We start from the raw sequence: 19,756 nt of genomic DNA, 5'->3' as shown, positions 1-19,756 counted from the left end.
AGTTTTTCTATTGATGTGTTTGGAGGACATCTTACACTTAGGTGGAGGAGGTCCTCTTTTTTATGTTCAAATTGATACTTATATGACATAGTAGTATTTGAAAAGAGCATATAATTTTTTCAAAAAAAGGTATTTAGAATGAAAATTTGAGATATAATACACTTATTGGTATAACAATCCAATCGAATTCAAAGTTTGATTTTTAATGGATAGGAAGGAGATAGGAATGAAATCTTTTGTCATAGGAGTTGGGTTCTTTCTTGCCATGTTTCTGGCGATGATTTTTACACTGTCATTATATATTCGTCTTCTGATTGCAGTAAAACATAACAAAGATGTACCAAGTTGGATGTACAAACTGGGGAAAGGTATGAATATAACGAGGATGCGTGGTATCAATTCAGAAATGGGATTAGCCAGAGAAAGAGATTTTACAGACAAGTCGGCATTGAAAGATGTCCATTTGTATCTGTTTGGAGTAGTAATATCAAACATAGTACTCTATTATGTGTTTTATGGTAGATGTTTACAAAATGATATGGTGAAAGTTTGGTTATCTGCTGAATTTGTCATTGGTCTTTCTATGATTATGGTATATTTGCGGAATTTGTTGTTAAGTTCCTTCTCTTCAAAATTTAGGAAAAATATTTATAACAAATTTTATTCAACAGCAGCAAGCGCTGTTATAGGTATGTTTTTTATATCCATTGTTATTTGTATGTTGTCTATAACATTAATCGGAATGCCGGTCAAAGCGCCTACTGTTGAAGTAGGTAACTCTAAGATTGTTATCGGACATACTATGGTCGATGAGTTGCTCTCAAACGGATTTACTTTCACGGGTAAGACAGCTGATGACATGATTGTAAACAAACGAGACAGTCATATTTACTACGGTGAGACAGTTGAGCTTTTGAAGGATGGCAAATCGTATGGCTATGTCAATGTAACACCAAGATATGAAGATGAGGCAAAACTGAAAGACTGTGTGATTACTTACTTTGGTATTTCATCACAAAGTGAGACATTCGTCGATATCAAAATATGTGATAAAACCATTTCTCAATTATCACTTCATGATTTTGAAAATACAGATATGAAAGACATTTTTTCACTTACACCAATCAGTTATCGTGAGGGAAAAGGGTATAGACAATTTTCATTAAGAATGCAAACTTATCCACATATTTTATGGAAAAGTTATACGATTGAGACAACTTTTTCTGACGAATATCATGCAAATCAATTTGAAGTTTTTGCACAACACTCCCTTTGGGAATAGGCTGAAGTATAAAAAGAGATTTGAAGGATAATAATTTTGGGATATTTTGACCTGTTGTACAAATGAAAGAGATTAAAATGGACATGCTTTTAACCGGACTTCAGCAAGTATCATATAGACAATATTACCGAAGAAAAAGTCGTTCATAAGAGTGTGTTTGTACTGAGATTAGAAAGAAGCAAATGAATGGTATCCTAAAAATAAATGAAGAAGGAGATTTAGAAGATGAGAGTTCCGACTTACTTACAAAAAGAAAACTATAAAATCGTAAAAGAAGAAGCGGATTTTTTAACGGTAACCATCATGAATGAAGGAGAGAATGGAAGATATAACGAATTTTTTGAAATTTACTATTTTGGGGAATTGTTTTTAGATACGATGATTTGCGGGATTTTTGATGATAAAACTTGCAAGACAGTGCCTTGCAAAATTATTGCAAAATGTATTAAGACAGGAAAAGAGATACTGTTGTTTGATGAAGCGAAATATGGTTATGATCCTCTTTTTTGCGATGAATTCGATATGGATATGGTGTCAAAAAGAACTCTTACCAAGCTTGATATTCCCTTGTCAAAAATCAGGATTGAGTTCGGTTACAGTATAGACTTTGAAGACGAAAAGGAAGATTATGAGTTGGATGAGAATGATAGATTAGAAACAATAAACGGCAGGATTATTTCTTGGGAAGATATTAAGAAGAATGCTTTTGATTATATTCGAATTTCGGCAATAGATGATAAGGAAACGGTAAGAGAGATTTGTGAATTGGAGCTTGCGTGATACAAAACAGTGATAATATGAAGTGTTTCAAGTTGAGGGAAGGAGAAAATTTTATGGTTGGAGATGTTCTGGCACAAGATTTGACAAAAGAAGATGTAAGACCCGGAGGAGTATTTATCATTCATCTATTGATGGAAGAACAATGCGCTATGCCGGATAAAGCCTTATTTCAGACAATTTTAGACAAGCATTTAAATCATGTAAATTGTTTTGGATATTCAGAAGAAACGGCATGTTTTGAGGCAAGTGATTATCGTGTGTCTTTTGAAAATGATAAGATAACTGCTCATCCTCAATTGATGATTACCTCTTGTAGTAAGATTCAAATGCCGATTATGGATGATATTGCAAAAACTCAGCTATGGAATTGTCCGAATGGAGAAGAAATACTGGAACGGTGTCATTATCAAGTGTTGGCTACTGATATGTTAGCTTCAGTATTAGACTATAGAGAAAGAGCGCAACTTTTAGTGGGCTATATTGAAGCATTGGCGGAACTGTATCCTACTTGTAAGGCAGTCGTGTTTGAAAACTCTAAAAAAATGTTGACAAGAGAAGCAATATTACACTGTGAGTTGCCGAAGGAGGAAAGATTTCTGTACTATGGTGTAAATATTCGATTCTTCAATATTCAAGGTACAAATGATATGTTGGTGGATTCATTGGGAATGAGCACCTTGTTTTTGCCGGATGTGCAATATCATTTTCACAGTTTGAATCCTAATGATATTGTGAATCATGCCTATGATATGCTCTACTATATCTATGATTACAACAATCCGATAGAGTCCGGAAATACGATTACAGGATTGGTAGATGGACAACCGGATAAAGAAATCAAATGGAAGTTGCAGTATGAACAATCTCTTATTCAGCCGATAAGAGAAGTGATTGATATCAATACATTGGAATTTGCAGCAGGAAACAGAGAAGTATGATATGAATACTAAATTTTTTCTGTCATAGTTCGGTCTGCTTATTTTGTTTTAAGTATTCGACATCTATTCTCTTTGTTAAGAAATGATTTGCTGCTATTACAATCAGTATCAAAAGCGGAAGAATATCAATAATAAAGATTGGTAATAATTTCATATAAATCACTAAGAAGGTGGCTTTTTTTCTATACCAACCGCCTCCCCAATCACCGTTGATAAGAGGATAGACAGAGTCTATGATACTAAGATACCATTTTACGAAAGCATTATTTTGATATTGAGGATTCATCATCCATTCGAACCAAAAAAAAGAGAAAGCAAAGAGATACATAATTCCCAAAATTAAGGTAAAGGTCCGTGTTTTTTTTGCAACATCAATACAGATGCTATCCTTATCCTCTTGCCTTAAACTTTGTAACATATCATTCGTTTTGCATCTTTTCTTAAATTGATACAGAATGTACTTATATTGAATCGTTTTTTGTATATCCATTTTTATGTCAAACCTCCTATTTATATCACATACTGTTAATGTGCAGATTGCGTTGTTATCGATAGAGCTATTATATCACAAAGATGTCATGTAGAGTGCTCCTAACACCTAATAGATGATATATGAATGAAAAAAATAGTTGACCGACGGTCATTTTGGTGATACAATTCTTTTGTAGCGATAATGACTATTGGTCATTTTGATTTATGCAGCAAGAATGAGGTGGAATGATGGATAAATTACACAGTGATATGAAAAGTTCAAAGACGGATAAAAAGAATCTTTTGATAGAATCTGCTACAGAGCTGTTTAAGACAGACGGAATCAAAAATACAACAGTATCGGATATTACCGGAAAGGCGAATGTTGCGAAAGGAACATTCTACTTGTACTTTAAGGATAAAGATGAGATAGTGAATACGGTTATTATAGAGCAGGCATACCAGATGTTATGTACTGCAATCAATCATGTGGAAGAGAAACAGGGGACGGTTGCAGATAAGGTGGTTATGATTGCGGATGAATTGATTTCTGCATTTATCAACGATGCGAAGGACATTGAGATTGTGCACAAAAATCTATATAGAGGTCTTTTTTCGAAAGAAAACGGGAAAGAAGGCTATTTTTCCAAACCGGTGAAAGAGTTTATCCAAAAGCATGGAATTGTAGATGTGGAGCGTTCTGAAAAAAAACTCTATATTATTATCGAAATGGTTGGAGGAGTGTGTTACAACTCAATTTTAAATAAAACCCCATATATGATAGAAGAAATTAAAGAAGAGTTATTTTCGGCAATTCGAAGCATTGTAGAAAGTTAGTTGAGACAAAATTTAGGTTGTGTGACAGATGTTTTTAGAAAAGAGATGAGGAAATTGCTTAATTTTTTTGCAAAAGAAATTGCAAGACATAACAAAACGGTTATGTTAATTGCTGTATTGTTGATGATACCTTGTATCTATGGGGCAATAGAGACAAGAATAAACTATGATGTACTCTATTATTTGCCTAAGGATAAGGAGTCCGTCATAGGAGAAAATATGATAGAAGATAAGTTTAAAATGGCGGCAACGACTTTTTTGATGATAGATAATATGCCGGATTCGGATGTATACGATTTGGTACAAAAGATTAAAAAAATTCCTGCTGTAAATGATGTGATTTATGTTAGAGATATTGTGGGAAGCTCTGTTCCCAAGGAGTTTTTGCCAAAAGAATTGTTGGATAACTTATATTCCAAGAATGGCGAGCTTATTATGGTAAAGTATGAAGAAAAATCGGCATCAGAGTCCACGATGGAGGCCATTGATGAGATGAATAAACTATTGAACAAACAGTGCTTTGTCAGCGGGCTGTCGGTTCTTTTGAAAGATATTAAAGCTCTTGTTTTGAAAGAAATGCCACGGTATGTTATTCTTGCGGCAATATTATCCCTGATTGTCTTGACCCTTTGCTTGGACTCTTGGGTACTCCCGTTTGTTTTTATGGCAACAATAGGAATCGGAATCATATACAATTTTGGAACCAATATATTTTTGGGGCAGATATCCTACATTACACAGGCGATTGCCGCGATATTACAGTTGGCGGTTACGATGGATTATGCGATTTTCGTGGTGCATCGGTACGAGAGAGAAAAAGAAAATTGTACTTCCAAACAAGATGCGATGGCAAATGCCATCGTGGGTGCATTTCTTTCGTTAATCGGGAGTTCTCTTACTACGGTAGCAGGGTTTGGGGCATTGTGTTTTATGAATTTTACTATTGGATTGGATATTGGAATCGTGATGATGAAAGGTGTTGTGCTTGGTGTTATCACTTGCGTTACGATTCTTCCTGCAATGATACTGTTGTTTGATGAGCCGATTCACAAATATACCCACAAGTCTATGATTCCGACTATCAGTAAGTTGACGGATTTTGTGATGAAGTACAAAAGGATTGCACTGACATTATTTTTGATTGCATTTATTCCGTCTTATTATTTTCAATCTCATGTTCCTATTTATTATGATATCAGTAGAGCACTTCCGGAAACTTTGGAATCCAATATAGGAAAGAAGAAATTGGAACAGGATTTTGGAATGACAACCAGTCATATCATTGTAATGAAAGATGATTTGAAACCGTATGAAATGGATTCATTGATAGATGAATTAGAACAGATTGATGGAATTAAGAGCGTTATCGCATATCAAAAATTTGTCGGAAAGGGCGTTCCGGACAGCTTTGTTCCTCAAAGTATCAAGGATGTTTTGAAGAAAGACGGCTCACAGATGATTATGCTGAATTCCAGCTACGAGCTCGCTTCTGATGAAGTAAATCATCAAATTGATGAAATGATACGAATTGCAAAGAAATACGATAGTGATGCTAAAATAACGGGAGAGGCGGGTTTGACCAAAGATTTGTCCGAAACGGTTAATCGAGACATCAGAGTAACAAATTTCCTTTCTATTGCAGCAATATTTGTTATCGTGATGATAGTATTCAAATCTCTGTCGGTACCGCTTATTTTGGTATCCTGTATCGAATTGGCGATATTTATTAATATGAGTGTTCCGTTTTTAGACGGAAATTCAGTTGCATTTGTAACACCGATTGTAATCGGAGCGATACAGCTTGGAGCAACGGTGGATTATTCTATCTTGCTCACTACAAGTTTTCAGGAAGAGCTGAAATTGGGAAAAAGTAAAAAAGAGGCAATTACTATAGCGACGAATTCTTCCGCAAAGTCCATTATTACCAGTGTGCTGGTGTTTTTATCAGCGACACTCGGTGTAATTCTGTTCTCTTCTATTGATATCATAAAGGATATTTGTATCACTCTTGCAAGGGGAAGTATTATATCAGGACTGGTGATTATATTTATTCTTCCTCCGATTCTTTATCTGACGGAAGAGTTTATCAACAAAACATCAATCAGATGGAAGGCATAGAAAAGAGATATAAAAATGATTGTTTCTTTGAATAAGAAAATACTTAGAGTTCGATAACAATCAGAGAAATTGACAATTAAAGGGACAGAAAACCTCAGATATATGCTAATAGCGAACAAAAAACGCTTTCTTATGATGATAATGATCTAAGAGTAAGGGAATCATTATTTGAGATGGGATACAGATTATTTTGAAAGGAGATTGATTATGAAACAAGGATATGCTTTTTGGAAAAGAAAAATTGCATCCGGGTTGGTGTTCGTTCTTGCGATGAGCAATGCTTTGCCAATCTATGCAGATGTTCCGATTACAAAATATGAAACAGTATACGTTAATTTGAATGCGGACGGAAGTCAAAGAGAGACCATTGTATCAAATTGGTTGAAAGACAGTAGGTTTTTTAAGATGGTGGGAGATGCAACAACGGTAGATGATATTGTCAATGTAAGTAGCAGCGCTGCACCGATTAAAACACAAACAAATCTTGAATGGGAAACTCAAAATAAAGATATTATTTACCAAGGAAGAACAACAAAAAAATTGCCGATAGAAGTTCATATCAGCTATTATCTTAACGGAGAAGAAATTTCTCCGGAAGAACTAGCCGGAAAATCCGGAAAGATAGAAATCAATATAGAATTTGAGAATTGCACATTTCGTACAAGAGTGATAAACGGTAAAATAAAGAAAATTGCAATACCGTTTACTGTAACGAGTGTGATTGGATTAGACAGTGAAAAATTTTCTGACATATTGGTAGAGAACGCAAAAATATTTTCGGACGGAAATAAGCAGATGATAGTGTTCCTCGGATTTCCCGGATTGAAACAATCTATGAGTTTTTCGGATTCTTCCATAGACAGGATAAAGGATATTGATATTCCGGAAGCGTTCAGAATTTCTGCCGATGTCAAAGACTTTGAATTGAGTACTATAGCGGTGGTAGCGTCTCCCCAATTACCGGATATGATAAAAGATATGGATTCCGGTACCGGTGAATTATCTTCAGTGAAACAGGATATTCATACAGCCATAGGGGCAAAGAACACATTGAAAAGAATTGATCCTACCGATAGCATCAAATCACTTGTTACTGATGAAAAAAAGACAAATGATGCAAAATTGCTTGTGGATGATTTGTTCCGATACTATGAACTGGATACGGCGATTTTGGACATTCTTCCCAACTATGTTACCAAAGAAAACATAGCGTTGTATGATCGCATCAAATCTCATACAGACAGCGTTGATATGGATTATGTGCTTGACCACAAAACTCTGAGAACAGCTACTGATAGACTCGACAATGAGCAAATTGATAAAACAAGAATTCTAATCAAAGATTATGATGAAATCAAAGATATTGATATGGACAGATTGGATAAAGGTTTGGATGTGATACGAGATTATGACAACTTAAAGCCGATGTTGGATACCTCTGTAAAATTATATGACAAATTGATAGACAACGATGACTACTTGGATACCCTTGATAAAGCAACCAACTATACAGATAGAATCTTTGATTTGGTGGATAAGGCGGAAAGCTATTCTTTAGGCTCTTCTTTTGGAAATTCGCTGACAGATGAGGATATCAATGTGATGTTGAATGCACTTATTGAAAAGAAAACCAAAGAGATGACAGATAATTTATTTTCCGATCTGTTTCCGGCAGATCCGAATACCCCTTTAACCTCTGAACAAATACAAAAACTGAAATATATTTTGCAAATAGCAGTAGAAAAAGGAAAAATAGATCAAAATACCGTAGATCAGTTTTTTGCTTTGTTACAAGCAACAGGTGGAATATTACCGGAACCGTACAGAACCCAATTGATGAATTTGCTGAGTGAAGAAGTAAAACAACAGGTAAAAGAGGAGGTCGAAAAGAGAAAGACAGAATTGTCAAGCTCTTTTGATAAAGTTAAATCTTTGATGAATGAAATCAAAGATTTGCAAAAAGATATGGAAGACGATATAGGATATAATTATAAAAATGATTTAAGAGATTCTCTTGACTTTGCAAAAGAACTGATGCCGGATATCAGAGTGATTCGAGAAGAAGAGAAGAAAAACAGAGACTCTGTACGAAAAGCTATTGATTTCGCAAGAGACGAAGCAGATATGAGATATGCCAAACATTGGGCGAACAGAGCGAAAGAAATGAAGGATGATATGGATTTGAATGAAGAAAATGTCGCCCTTGCAAAAGATTTGTTATCTGCATATGATGAGCCGAAAATCAGAGAATTCTATGAAAAAATTCCACTGTTTCGAAATGATATGGATCAACTCAGACCAATTTTGGACAAACTTTCCGATGATCTTGAAATCAAAAAATACAATGACTCCTTCCACAAATCACCCGAAACGGTCGAAACATTACTGAAAATGAAAAATGACTTGGACGATACAAGGTATATGGCAGATACTTTGAACTTATCTCTGAATGATGAAGTAATCAAGGCGGCAAGGGATATGATAGAAATCATAGACAGAAGAGATGCAAAAGGAGATCTCGACAAAGGCGAAGATTATGTTGATTCTATGCTGGATGTTGCTGCTTCTAAGGATGCCGTTGTAGAATTGTCCGACCGATACACTACCTTTACAGGGAAAAAGGATGATATGCAATCAAAATTGATGTTTGTGATGAAGATAGATGAGATTGAATCAAAAGAAAAAGAAGTACCTTTTTTTCCGAAAAATACAGGAAGAAAATCCTTTTTTCAATGGATTAAGGGTTTCTTTGTGAAATAAAATATGTTGCGTAGATAGGAACGCAAAAACAGAAGTTGACAGTATGATAAGTACCCTCTTTATCGGAAATCGGTAAGGGAGGGTACTTATAGATTGGAATAATTTGCTGTATTCTGATTTCAAAACGGATACTGTTTTTTTGTGCCAATATGGTATTAATGTTGATAATAGGATTGATTGTAGAAATGCTCTTTCGTTTAATCGATTACAACTGCGGTCCCGCTTGCTGTTACCATCATCATACTTCCGGTTTCTCCGAGCACTTCATAGTCCAAATCAATGCCTACAATAGCGTTGGCACCTATGCTTTTTGCACGATTTTCCATTTCGCGCATTGCTTCTTCTCTTGCAGAAATCAGTTCCCTTTCATATCCTTGTGCACGACCGCCGAAAAAATCTCTGAGTCCTGCGCCGAAGTCTTTGATAAAGTTTACCCCTGTAATCACTTCTCCAAAAACAATCTCTTTGTATTCGATAATATCGTGTCCTTGTACAGATGGTGTTGTTGTTAAAATCATAGTATTCCCTCCTAAAGAATAAATTGTTTTAATTATACCATAAAATTGAGGGGTGCGGCTGAATCATTCTTGTATTTGTCCTAATAATGTGATGATTATAATGTTTATAAGAACATACAGGGGAGATTTATTTGTGATATAATAGCTGATGGATGAAATTGTTGCAAGGTTGCAGGATAAGTATTTATCATGGTACACGCAAAAGGTTGCAATAAATAGTGTAATCAATTGAAGTGGAATGTATCCAAAAGTTTAATTTAAAATGGAGATTTATTGCTTTTGATTGCAGTTTACAAAATGAAACATATTATTTGTAAATTGATTTATCATAGTTTAGGATGATATTGTAAATGGAGAGAAGTGAAGGTTGAATGAAACAAATTAAGACAAATGCAATGAGATTGTTGGAAGAAAAAAAGATAGATTATGTTGCTTATGAATATGAGAGCAAAGGTTTTTTGTCCGGAACGGAAGTTGCACATAAATTAGGATTTGATACGAAAAAAGTATTTAAAACGCTGGTGACTCAAGGAGAAAAGGTGTTCTATGTGTTTATCATTCCGTCTGATGAAGAGCTTGCGTTGAAAAAATGTGCAAAGTTGACGGGAGAAAAAAATGTTCATATGATTCATCAAGCGGATATTCAGAAAGTGACAGGATATATAAAAGGTGGATGTTGTCCAATCGGAATGAAAAAACAATACAAGACATTTCTTGACGAATCGGCAAAAAATCATTCTACTATTGTGGTTAGTGCAGGTCGCTTGGGCTGTCAGATAGAATTGAATCCGTTCGACTTGTCGGATTGTTTTGGAATAGAATTTCAAGATTTGACACAGGGATAATATTTGCCGGAGAATGATAATTGTGGTTGTATTTTACGAATGAAATAGATTAAATCAGAGAACTCCGGCATTATTTTTTGAGATAAAAGCGATGATAGACTTTTTGGGAAAAGAAACGAAATGAGAGAGGATAAATTTGATGGAATGTTCTAACAAATCCATTAAGTTTTTATAAAATAATGGAATTTCCGAGGGATAGCATTATTTTACATAGAGTGGAAGATTTGATATAATGAAGAATGAATTTTGGGAGGGGATTGTATGACAGAGATGAGATTTGTCGTATTGTTAATCATCGGTATTTTGTACCATTTACATTTTTTGATGAAAGTGAAAATTTATAATAAACGACCGCTCACATTCAAATGGTTATACATTGGTTTTTTGGTAGCGGTGGTTGTTTCGTTATATCTTACACACGGTTATCTGAAATATGCATTGATTACAGCATATCTCTATGTTTTGACAGGTGGATTTGTGACAGGAATTTCTGAAAAAGGTTTTGTTGTATTCCATGGACTGTATCTGTTTGCATACGCTATCAAATTTGAGGATATTCAAGAAGTGTGGGTGGAAGAACATCACAACACAATCGAAATTCAAGCTTCTACCATGAAAATCGGATTTGTTCAAGAGTTTGATAAGAAGGAGAAAGACAAAATCCTGTTGTTATTGCGTTCTAAAAACATTTCAGTGAAAGAGATGTATTTATAGTAGAGTTTAGATTGAGAAAAATCGGACATTCTTTATTTTTGCCTCTTTTAACATCAATCTTTTCAAACTTGTTGTATTATAGTCTAAGATTGAATGTTTTAGGAATACACAATATTTGGTAAAAAATGAATTTTTTGGGCAGAAAGAGGATGTTTTGTATGATAAGGGATTTTTTTAAAACCATATAAATTCTGAAATAGAGAAAATCGGTTTTGTAATAATTTGTTTCGTGATAAGATAAAAGCAGGAAATTTACGGATGGAGGAAAATTATGCATCAAGCATTGTATCGAGTGTATCGCCCAAAGACTTTTGACGATATCGTAGGACAGGAACACATCACTTCTGTATTAAAAAACCAGGTTGCAGAGGATACGGTGAACCATGCATATTTGTTTTGCGGACCGAGAGGAACAGGAAAGACTTCGACAGCAAAGGTTTTGGCAAGAGCGGTAAACTGTACAGGAGAGATCAAACCGTGTTATCAATGCAAATCGTGTGAACAATCGTCCTTAGATATTATTGAGATGGATGCGGCGTCGAACAATTCTGTAGATAATATTCGTGATATTCGTGATAACATTGTGTTTATGCCGAGCGTATCACGGTATAAGGTGTATATTATAGATGAAGTTCATATGTTGTCACAAGGTGCATTCAATGCATTGCTCAAGACATTGGAAGAACCGCCCAGCCATGTAATTTTTATTTTGGCTACAACCGAACCTCAAAAAATCCCCGCAACGGTACTGTCTCGATGTCAACGGTTTGATTTTAAGAAAATAGATGACAGTATCTTGACACAACAGTTGGAAAAAGTTCTTTTACAAGAGGGGAAAGAGTTTGAAGCAGATGCGGTTCAATGTATTGTTCAAAAAAGTGATGGCGGAATGAGAGATGCACTATCTCTTTTGGATAAGGTGATGAATCTTTCGAAATTGACAAAACAGGAAGTGATTCAAGCATTAGGAGAAGTTCAAGAAGAAACCTACCTTGCGTTCATTCAGTTTATGAAGGACAAAAATATTCCGGAGTTACTGTCACTGATTGAACAACTGAACCAAAACGGTCTGGATATGAAACAGTTTGTTGTAGATTTGCTCTATTATTTGAAGGAAAGTTTGCTCAAGATGTGGAGCGAGGAAGAAAAAGAACAGTTGGACAAAGTGTTTCAATCTGTTGAGGTTTCAGATGTTGTTCGTTGGATTGAAAAAATGGCATTTATTTTGAATGAAATGAAATACTCTTCCGTTCCGGCGACAATTTTGGAAGTAGAGACGATTCGTTTTTTGGAAATGCCTTGTGAGATGACAGCGGATGTGCAAGATTTGATTCTGTTGCAAAAAGAACTTGTGAGGTTGAGAGAACGAGTACAGATGTTGGAGCAAAAATTGCAAGTCGGAGCGTTGCGTTCTGCTTTTGCTCAAAGAGAAGAATGTGACGAAGAAGTTAAAAAAGAAGAACAACATTTGATTTCAAGTTGTGATGTCAAAGAATTACCGGAACAGTTATCTGCACAGGAGCAAGACAAGGTAGACGATATCAACAATAGATTTTCTGAGATATATGAACTGCTGAAACAACGACATGAAGCAAGCAAAAAAGCATTGCTTCAGGAAGGAAGAGTGGTTCGGTTTGTTGGACAACAAATTTATATCGCTTATGACAGAGCATATGAATTTCATAAGAATCGGATTGATACATCTGAAACAGTGCAACTGTTGAGTCAGATTTTTTCAGACTGTTTACAAGAGACAGTCAAAGTAAACTTTTTGTTCAAAGATGAGATGAAAAATATTTCAGAAGAACAGAAAGAAGATATTGTTGATGTGTTGAAACAGGAGTTTCCGGACATTCCTTTGGAAGTAGAGTAAAAGTTTGTAATTGTATGGAAAAAAGGGTATAATATACAAAAAATTAGGAGGGTTTGATTATGGCAAGAAAAGGCGGTTTTCCCGGAGGTATGATGCCGGGAAATATGAATAATATGTTGAAACAAGTTCAAAAAATGCAAAAAGACATGGAGAAAATGCAAGCTGAACTTGAGGAAAAAGAAGTAGAAGCTTCCGTTGGAGGCGGTGCCGTGAAGGTAGTTGCAAACGGAAAGAAACAAATTATATCGATTGAAATCAAACCGGAAGTAGTTGATCCGGAAGATATTGAAATGTTGCAAGATTTGGTATTGTCTGCTGTGAATGAAGCGTTGCGTTCTGCTGATGAAATGTCTGCCGGCAAAATGGCACAGTTGACAGGCGGAATGAATATCCCGGGACTATTCTAATGCAACACTATTCCAACCATATTGACCAGTTAATTGAGCGATTGGGAAAACTTCCCGGAATAGGATACAAAACGGCACAAAGATTGGCATTTTATATTATTAATATGCCGAAAGACGAAGTGATTGGACTTGCGAATGCAATGCAGAATGCAAAAGAACATATTACCTATTGTGAAGTTTGTTATAATATTTCGGATGCAAATCCGTGCAGTATCTGTGATTCCAAAACAAGAGACAGCGCTACAATCTGCGTGGTAGAAGATCCCAGAGATGTTGCAGCAATGGAGCGTACGAGGGAGTATCATGGAAAATATCATGTGTTACACGGAACGATTTCTCCCTCTCAAGCAATTACTCCGGATATGATTCGGATTAAAGAACTGATGAGTCGATTGCATGACCCTGAAATCAAGGAAATTATCATCGCAACGAATACGACGATTGATGGAGAGGCAACAGCGATGTATCTTGCTCGTTTAATTAAACCGTTCGGTATCAAGGTAACAAGAATCGCACACGGTTTACCTGTCGGAGCAAATTTGGAATTTGCAGATGATGTGACGATTGGACGTGCATTGGAAGGACGAAGAGAATTATAAATATTTTTAGAAAATTTTGAAATATGTATTGACAGTAAGTAAAAATCGTATTAGAATTTATATAATTTATTTTTTAGAAAGGAGCAATTAAAATGACAGTTCAAAATAACCGTAAAAACCAAAAACAACATAATCCTAATTTTAATTGTTGCTTTCAACAACAATATTACTATTATATGAATTAGAGAGTCACCTAAATTCGTGGCTCTGTTTGCATTGGACAAAGGAGCCTCTAATTTTATGGTATGACTTTAGATGAGCTCCTTGCAATGTAAGATGCAGGGAGTTTTTTAATTGTAGGAAAAGCAAGTTGTTGAACATTCGCTGAAAGGAATGAAAGGTGTAAATCTTTTTTGTAGCGGGTGATAGAGATCATTTACAATGTGAAGTATGTTTGAGATGATGTCATATAAAAGAAGAGGAGGTTATTTTGACAGAACAACGATTTGTATGATAGGAATTTTTGTTGGTGGAAAGTAGTTTAGGATTATGTTGAGAGAAACAGAAAAGGAGAGGATACTATGTTTGATTTGAAACAACACAGAACACCGAAACTTGGTGAAGCTTTGGTAATTACAGCAATTATTTTTGTTTTATTAGGATTTCCGATGATAGCGATAGAGAATATGACACCTCATATTCCGGTTTTGATTAGCATTGTATTTTTGATATTGTACGGGTTGATTCACAAAGTGAAATTTATAGATTTGCAAGAGAGTATGATTCAATCGGTTACCACAAGTATGGGAGCGATTTATCTATTCTTCTTTATCGGAATTTTGATTTCCGTACTGATGATGTCCGGCGCAATTCCGACTTTGATGTACTATGGCTTGATGATTATTTCGAGTAAGACTTTCTATTTATCAACTTTTTGTATTACGGCAATTATCGGTATTTCAATCGGAAGCAGTTTGACTACGGTTGCGACACTTGGAGTTGCGATGATGGGATTGTCTCATGCATTCGGATTAAATTCTGCCATTACAGCAGGTGCGATTGTATCGGGAGCGTTTTTTGGAGATAAAATGTCACCTCTTTCTGATACTACCGGAATTGCTGCAAGTATCGTCGGTGTGGATTTGTTTGAACATATCAAAAATATGATGTATACAACCATTCCTGCGTTTGTGATTTCAGCAATCACTTTTTCCGTTTTATCTCCTTGGAAAGAAGTAGGAAACTTGGAGAGTGTCGCTCAGTTTCAAACGGATATTCTATCAACGGGTTTGGTGAATGGATATGCATTACTTCCGTTTGTATTACTGTTGGTGTTCTCTATTTTCAAAATTCCTGCCGTTGTGAGCATTATTCTTACAAGCATTGCAAGTTTGCTTCTTGCACAAATACAGACAGCTTACTCTTTTCAAGAAATAGGACAGATTTTGTTTGCAGGATTTTCGAAAGAAGGTGTGCCTGAGAGTATTGCATCTTTGATTCAACGCGGTGGAATTCAAAGTATGTTTTTTACCATCACCATTGTTATTTTGGCACTTAGTTTGGGTGGTCTGTTATTTGGATTGGGGATTATTCCGACTCTGTTAGAAAGTATTGCTCACTTATTGGTTTCGCCGTCACGAGCAACAATTTGTGTAGTTGTAACAGCAGTCGGTGTGAACTTTATTGTCGGAGAACAATACTTGAGTATTTTATTGGCGGGAAAAACATTTAAACCGGTGTACGATAAATTGAATTTACATTCCAAGAATTTGTCGAGAACTTTGGAAGATGCCGGGACAGTTATCAACCCTTTGGTGCCTTGGGGAGTGTGCGGGGTATTTATTACAAGCATGCTCGGAGTATCTACTTTGCAATATGGAATGTTTTCTGTTTTTTGTTACAGCAGTTTGCTTTTGACAATCGTATTCGGATTCACCGGTATTACTCTTACAACAAAATCGGAATAATATGCAAACAATAGACAAGCATTGATAAAAACAAGTTAGAAATAACTCTCTGTTCTGTAAATAAGACACTGATTTTACAGGAAAGAGAGTTTTTCTTTTCTCATTTTATTCTTTTATACTATTGATTTTACTTGATTTAATAGTTAATATAATGGTAAGAAGGAGGGGAGTGCCTTGAGAACGAATTGGAGTTTACGGATCCAAAACTTTGGCCGTATTTCAGAAGCGGAAATTCAAATCAGTCCGATGATTTTATTTGTAGGTGACAACAGTAGTGGCAAGAGTTATCTAATGTCTCTTTTGTGGGGGATGATGGAAGAGAATTATTATGACTATTTGAATATAGAGGAGTGCCAAAATTGGGAAGTGTATCAAAATGCGAGAGCTGTCTTTGTGAATACAGTTTTGAAAAAAGAAAAGAACGGCGCATTGACAAATGAGGAAAAACGGATTTTTGTTCAATTTTTCAATGTGTTTTTTATGGAAAATAAGGAAGAAATTCTATCCAGTATCTTTAACGGAAATATTGAGGGGGAATTTTTTGAAATTAAATTGTTAGATAAAAACCAATTTAATTTGGATCAACAAAAAATTAAACTTTGGAGACAAGAGTTGGACAAAACGGTAGAACATAGGAAAGAAAAATTGTTTCTAAGGGGAGTGATGAATTGTTGCTTGCAAATTCTGTTTTCTGATTTGATCGGAGATGTAGATAAACCGAAAGGAGCATTGTTTTTGCCGGCATCCAGAACAGGATTTATGTTGACTTACAAAACTCTGATTAACGAAAGTTTGAAACAACATTTTGGACACAAAAAAATGCAGGGAAGTATTTTTACTAAACCTGTCATTCAATTTTTGAACCAGATTGTAGCAATGGGAGATGAAGCGGATAATGAGTATGATGACATCATTCGCTATATAGAAGAAGAGGTAATTCGCGGAAAGGTTGTGACGGATCACGCCCCAATTAAAAACATTTATTTTGCTTCAGAGGGTATGCAAGAGCAAATTCCGTTGTATTTGACCTCTTCGCTTGTAACGGAACTTTCGTCGATTCTTTTGTTTTTGAGGGACAAAAAGACACCTTTTAAGACACTTATCATTGAAGAGCCGGAAGAACATTTGCATTTGAAAGCACAGTCCATGATGGCAAAAATTTTGGCGATGATTTTGAATAAGAACAAAAATGTGTGGATTACGACACATAGTGATACGTTCTTCCAACAAATGAACAATTTGGTAAAAGTGTACAGTCATCCGAGAAAGACAGAATTAAGTAAGAAGTTTCGTTTGAAGGAAGAGGAGCTTTTGAACTATAAGGATATTCAAGTGTACCAATTCGATATTGTAGGAGATAAGACCGTTGTAAGCAATGTACCCGGTTCTGAAACGGGATTTCCTGCAATCACATTCAATGATGTGATTGATGAGCTAATCAATCAAGTAATTGAATTGGAGGAAGACGATGATTAAGGTAGGATTTGAAGAAAGATTGCAATTGCTCAATTTAGATGACACTGTTCGAGCGACCGATCGTATTGTGATTTTGACTGAAACACAGAAATTGGGAAAAGCAAAATTAATATGTCATTTGAATCACTTCAATATTTGTTTTTTGAATGCGGATAAGCAGACTTTTCGATGGCTCAGAACGTTGAAGTGTGCAGATGCGATTTTGTTTGAACAAAGGGAGAATCGTTGGATACTAAAAATTGTTGAGTTTAAAAAATGTATGACGGTAGAAAGTGTCAAAAAATCCTTGGAACAATTTGAAGGGGCATTGTACAATGCAATAGCAATTGCAGGTTTTTTACAAATTGAAGATTTTGAGGAAGTTCGCTTATACAGTGCATTTCGATTTGATAAAATGAACGAAAATCCGTTGCTTCGAAAACGTAGAGAAAATCAAAAAGCAATTCGTCAGTGGGAACGAGGAAAGGTGAAACTTCCGTTTATTGAGGAGACGGTGCCATATAAACGAATTATATTGGATGAAAACGGAGACGGAGAAGTAACTTTGTAAAAGCAATAAGATATATTAATCACGAGGAAAAGAGGAAAAAGTATGGGACGTACAGGTATTACAGTTGCAATAATGGTTGGGCTGATTATCTTGCAATTTGTGTTGGTTCATTTGCAATTAAAGAGTATTCGAGCTACCATGAATGAACTTTCGGAATATGGCAAGGTGATTTCCGGAGCACATAAGACAATTATGGGAAGAGGTAGTATTGTGGCGATGGCAGTCAAAAAAGGACATGTCAAACGCGCAAAAATCATCATGGGTTCAGGTGCTTTCGGCAGATTCAAAGACTTTGGTGAAATTGAAGGAAAGACATTGGAACAAATCAGAATGGAGCACATCAATCCGAATATTACCAAAAAAGGAAAAGAAAAATTCAAAGCAATTGCATTGGAAAATGCATTGAATATGTATTATGAAAAATAAGGAACGATGAAATTTTACCAGGAGGAAGAAAATGGAGTATTCTATCAAATATCAACAAATACAGCCTTCTGTAACTATGGCAGTGACAGCGAAGGCAGCAGAATTAAGAAGTAACGGAGTGGATGTCATCAGTTTTAGCGCCGGAGAACCGGACTTTGCAACTCCGAAAAATATTTGTGATGTAGCAATCAAATATTTGGAAGACGGACATATCGGATACACAGCAGCAGCAGGCTTACCGAAATTGAGACAAGTCATTGCGGATAAGTTGAAAAAAGACAACCATCTTGAATACAAAATGACGGATATTGTGGTTTCAAACGGTGCGAAACATGCAATTCGAAATGCAGTAGAAGCGATTACCAATCCGGGAGACGAATGGATTATTCCAAGTCCTTACTGGGTGACTTATGCGGAATTGGTCAAAATGTCAGCCGGAGTTCCCGTTATTGTGGAAACAAAGGAAGAGAATGAATTTAAAATTACAGCTGAGGAGCTTGAAAAAGCGATTACTCCAAAGACAAAAGCAATCTTTTTGAATACTCCTTGCAATCCGACAGGGGCAGTCTATACCGAAGAAGAGTTGGAACAAATTGCAGCTCTTGCGGTAAAACATGATGTTATGGTGGTTTCCGATGAAATCTATGAAAAACTGATTTATGACGGGAAACATATCAGCATTGCTGCTTTGAATGAGGAAATAAAAGATAGGACTATCGTTGTAAACGGAGTTTCTAAGGCGTATGCGATGACAGGGTGGCGAATCGGATATACAGCATCAAATTCCAAGATTGCAAAAATTATTTCCAGTATGCAAAGTCATACTACTTCCAATCCGAATACATTGGCGCAATATGCTGCAATTGAGGCGTTGGAGGGAGAACAAGAGATGGTTGAACAAATGAAAGTGGAGTTTGAACAAAGAAGAAACCTTATTGTAGAAAAAATTGAACAGTTGCCTTTGGTATCCGTAAAAAAACCGAAAGGTGCTTTCTATGTAATGCTGAATATCAATCAGTGTAAAGGAAAGAAGTATTGTGGAACAGAAATCAAAGATTCTTTAGGATTCGCAGAATTGCTTTTGGAACATACTAATGTAGCGGTTGTTCCCGGAATTGCATTTGGAGCGGACGATTTTGTGAGATTGTCTTATGCAACTTCAAGAGAAAAAATAGAAGAAGGAATGAAAAGAATCGGGTTATTTTTGAACGAATTACAATCATAAAAATGATTCGTGTAAAAATTTGTTTTGTAA

The 19,756-nt window shown here is 35.6% G+C and carries 18 protein-coding genes; 16 read left to right on the top strand and 2 right to left on the bottom strand.

Annotated features, from left to right (window positions below):
* Positions 1 to 226 precede the first annotated feature (226 nt).
* The 3 genes from HMPREF0389_RS04555 to HMPREF0389_RS04545 all read left to right on the top strand — a co-directional run bounded on the left by HMPREF0389_RS04555 (position 227) and on the right by HMPREF0389_RS04545 (position 3,000).
* Positions 227 to 1,282, top strand: coding sequence for a hypothetical protein (locus HMPREF0389_RS04555; RefSeq protein ID WP_014262515.1), 1,056 nt, complete (start codon positions 227 to 229; stop codon positions 1,280 to 1,282).
* Between the two features lie 225 nt (positions 1,283 to 1,507).
* Positions 1,508 to 2,062 (top strand): hypothetical protein, encoded by a 555-nt coding sequence (locus HMPREF0389_RS04550; RefSeq protein WP_014262514.1) that lies wholly within the window; start codon positions 1,508 to 1,510, stop codon positions 2,060 to 2,062.
* Between the two features lie 53 nt (positions 2,063 to 2,115).
* The gene (locus tag HMPREF0389_RS04545) at positions 2,116 to 3,000 is read left to right on the top strand and encodes a DUF4261 domain-containing protein (protein ID WP_014262513.1); all 885 of its coding nucleotides are present in this window, start codon (positions 2,116 to 2,118) and stop codon (positions 2,998 to 3,000) included.
* A 22-nt stretch (positions 3,001 to 3,022) separates the two neighbouring features.
* Here the strand turns inward: HMPREF0389_RS04545 and HMPREF0389_RS04540 are convergent, their stop codons facing one another.
* Positions 3,023 to 3,490 (bottom strand): hypothetical protein, encoded by a 468-nt coding sequence (locus HMPREF0389_RS04540; protein WP_014262512.1) that lies wholly within the window; start codon positions 3,488 to 3,490, stop codon positions 3,023 to 3,025.
* Positions 3,491 to 3,720: 230 nt separating this feature from the next.
* Between HMPREF0389_RS04540 and HMPREF0389_RS04535 the strand changes: the two genes are divergently transcribed.
* From HMPREF0389_RS04535 to HMPREF0389_RS04525, 3 genes are all read left to right on the top strand, one after another.
* A complete protein-coding gene (locus HMPREF0389_RS04535) occupies positions 3,721 to 4,308 on the top strand; it encodes a TetR/AcrR family transcriptional regulator (protein WP_156775244.1) in 588 nt (195 codons plus the stop codon).
* Between the two features lie 45 nt (positions 4,309 to 4,353).
* Positions 4,354 to 6,426 carry an efflux RND transporter permease subunit gene (locus HMPREF0389_RS04530; RefSeq protein WP_408610230.1) on the top strand — a complete coding sequence of 691 codons (2,073 nt, stop codon included), beginning with the start codon at positions 4,354 to 4,356 and terminating at the stop codon, positions 6,424 to 6,426.
* A 207-nt stretch (positions 6,427 to 6,633) separates the two neighbouring features.
* A complete protein-coding gene (locus HMPREF0389_RS04525; protein ID WP_014262509.1) occupies positions 6,634 to 9,186 on the top strand; it encodes a hypothetical protein in 2,553 nt (850 codons plus the stop codon).
* Positions 9,187 to 9,383: 197 nt separating this feature from the next.
* Here HMPREF0389_RS04525 and HMPREF0389_RS04520 read toward each other — a convergent pair whose 3' ends face one another.
* Positions 9,384 to 9,704, bottom strand: a complete 321-nt coding sequence (locus HMPREF0389_RS04520) for a putative heavy metal-binding protein (RefSeq protein WP_014262508.1) — start codon at positions 9,702 to 9,704, stop codon at positions 9,384 to 9,386.
* A 371-nt stretch (positions 9,705 to 10,075) separates the two neighbouring features.
* On the opposite strand from HMPREF0389_RS04520, the gene ybaK reads away from it, so the two are divergent.
* From ybaK to HMPREF0389_RS04470, 10 genes are all read left to right on the top strand, one after another.
* Positions 10,076 to 10,549, top strand: a complete 474-nt coding sequence (gene ybaK / locus HMPREF0389_RS04515; RefSeq protein ID WP_014262507.1) for a Cys-tRNA(Pro) deacylase — start codon at positions 10,076 to 10,078, stop codon at positions 10,547 to 10,549.
* A 261-nt stretch (positions 10,550 to 10,810) separates the two neighbouring features.
* On the top strand, positions 10,811 to 11,263 hold the full coding sequence (locus tag HMPREF0389_RS04510) for a hypothetical protein (RefSeq protein WP_014262506.1): 453 nt from the start codon (positions 10,811 to 10,813) through the stop codon (positions 11,261 to 11,263).
* A 271-nt stretch (positions 11,264 to 11,534) separates the two neighbouring features.
* Positions 11,535 to 13,136, top strand: coding sequence for a DNA polymerase III subunit gamma/tau (gene dnaX, locus HMPREF0389_RS04505; RefSeq protein ID WP_014262505.1), 1,602 nt, complete (start codon positions 11,535 to 11,537; stop codon positions 13,134 to 13,136).
* A 59-nt stretch (positions 13,137 to 13,195) separates the two neighbouring features.
* Positions 13,196 to 13,543: a YbaB/EbfC family nucleoid-associated protein gene (locus HMPREF0389_RS04500; RefSeq protein ID WP_014262504.1), complete on the top strand. Its 348-nt coding sequence runs from the start codon at positions 13,196 to 13,198 to the stop codon at positions 13,541 to 13,543.
* Positions 13,543 to 14,142: a recombination mediator RecR gene (gene recR / locus HMPREF0389_RS04495; protein WP_014262503.1), complete on the top strand. Its 600-nt coding sequence runs from the start codon at positions 13,543 to 13,545 to the stop codon at positions 14,140 to 14,142. Before HMPREF0389_RS04500 ends, recR begins: the two co-directional genes overlap by 1 nt.
* Positions 14,143 to 14,663: 521 nt before the next feature.
* Complete coding sequence (gene nhaC / locus HMPREF0389_RS04490) at positions 14,664 to 16,049, top strand: Na+/H+ antiporter NhaC (RefSeq protein WP_014262502.1); 1,386 nt, start codon at positions 14,664 to 14,666, stop codon at positions 16,047 to 16,049.
* Positions 16,050 to 16,223: 174 nt separating this feature from the next.
* The gene (locus HMPREF0389_RS04485; RefSeq protein ID WP_014262501.1) at positions 16,224 to 17,525 is read left to right on the top strand and encodes an AAA family ATPase; all 1,302 of its coding nucleotides are present in this window, start codon (positions 16,224 to 16,226) and stop codon (positions 17,523 to 17,525) included.
* On the top strand, positions 17,518 to 18,075 hold the full coding sequence (locus HMPREF0389_RS04480) for a hypothetical protein (RefSeq protein ID WP_014262500.1): 558 nt from the start codon (positions 17,518 to 17,520) through the stop codon (positions 18,073 to 18,075). Before HMPREF0389_RS04485 ends, HMPREF0389_RS04480 begins: the two co-directional genes overlap by 8 nt.
* A gap of 42 nt (positions 18,076 to 18,117) precedes the next feature.
* Positions 18,118 to 18,501, top strand: coding sequence for a glucitol operon activator protein GutM (locus HMPREF0389_RS04475; protein WP_014262499.1), 384 nt, complete (start codon positions 18,118 to 18,120; stop codon positions 18,499 to 18,501).
* 31 nt (positions 18,502 to 18,532) lie between these two features.
* Positions 18,533 to 19,726, top strand: coding sequence for a pyridoxal phosphate-dependent aminotransferase (locus HMPREF0389_RS04470; RefSeq protein WP_014262498.1), 1,194 nt, complete (start codon positions 18,533 to 18,535; stop codon positions 19,724 to 19,726).
* Positions 19,727 to 19,756: the final 30 nt, after the last annotated feature.

This window comes from Filifactor alocis ATCC 35896, from assembly GCF_000163895.2.
GTDB lineage: Bacteria > Bacillota > Clostridia > Peptostreptococcales > Filifactoraceae > Filifactor > Filifactor alocis.
This window is presented reverse-complemented; position numbering and strand designations above follow the sequence as displayed.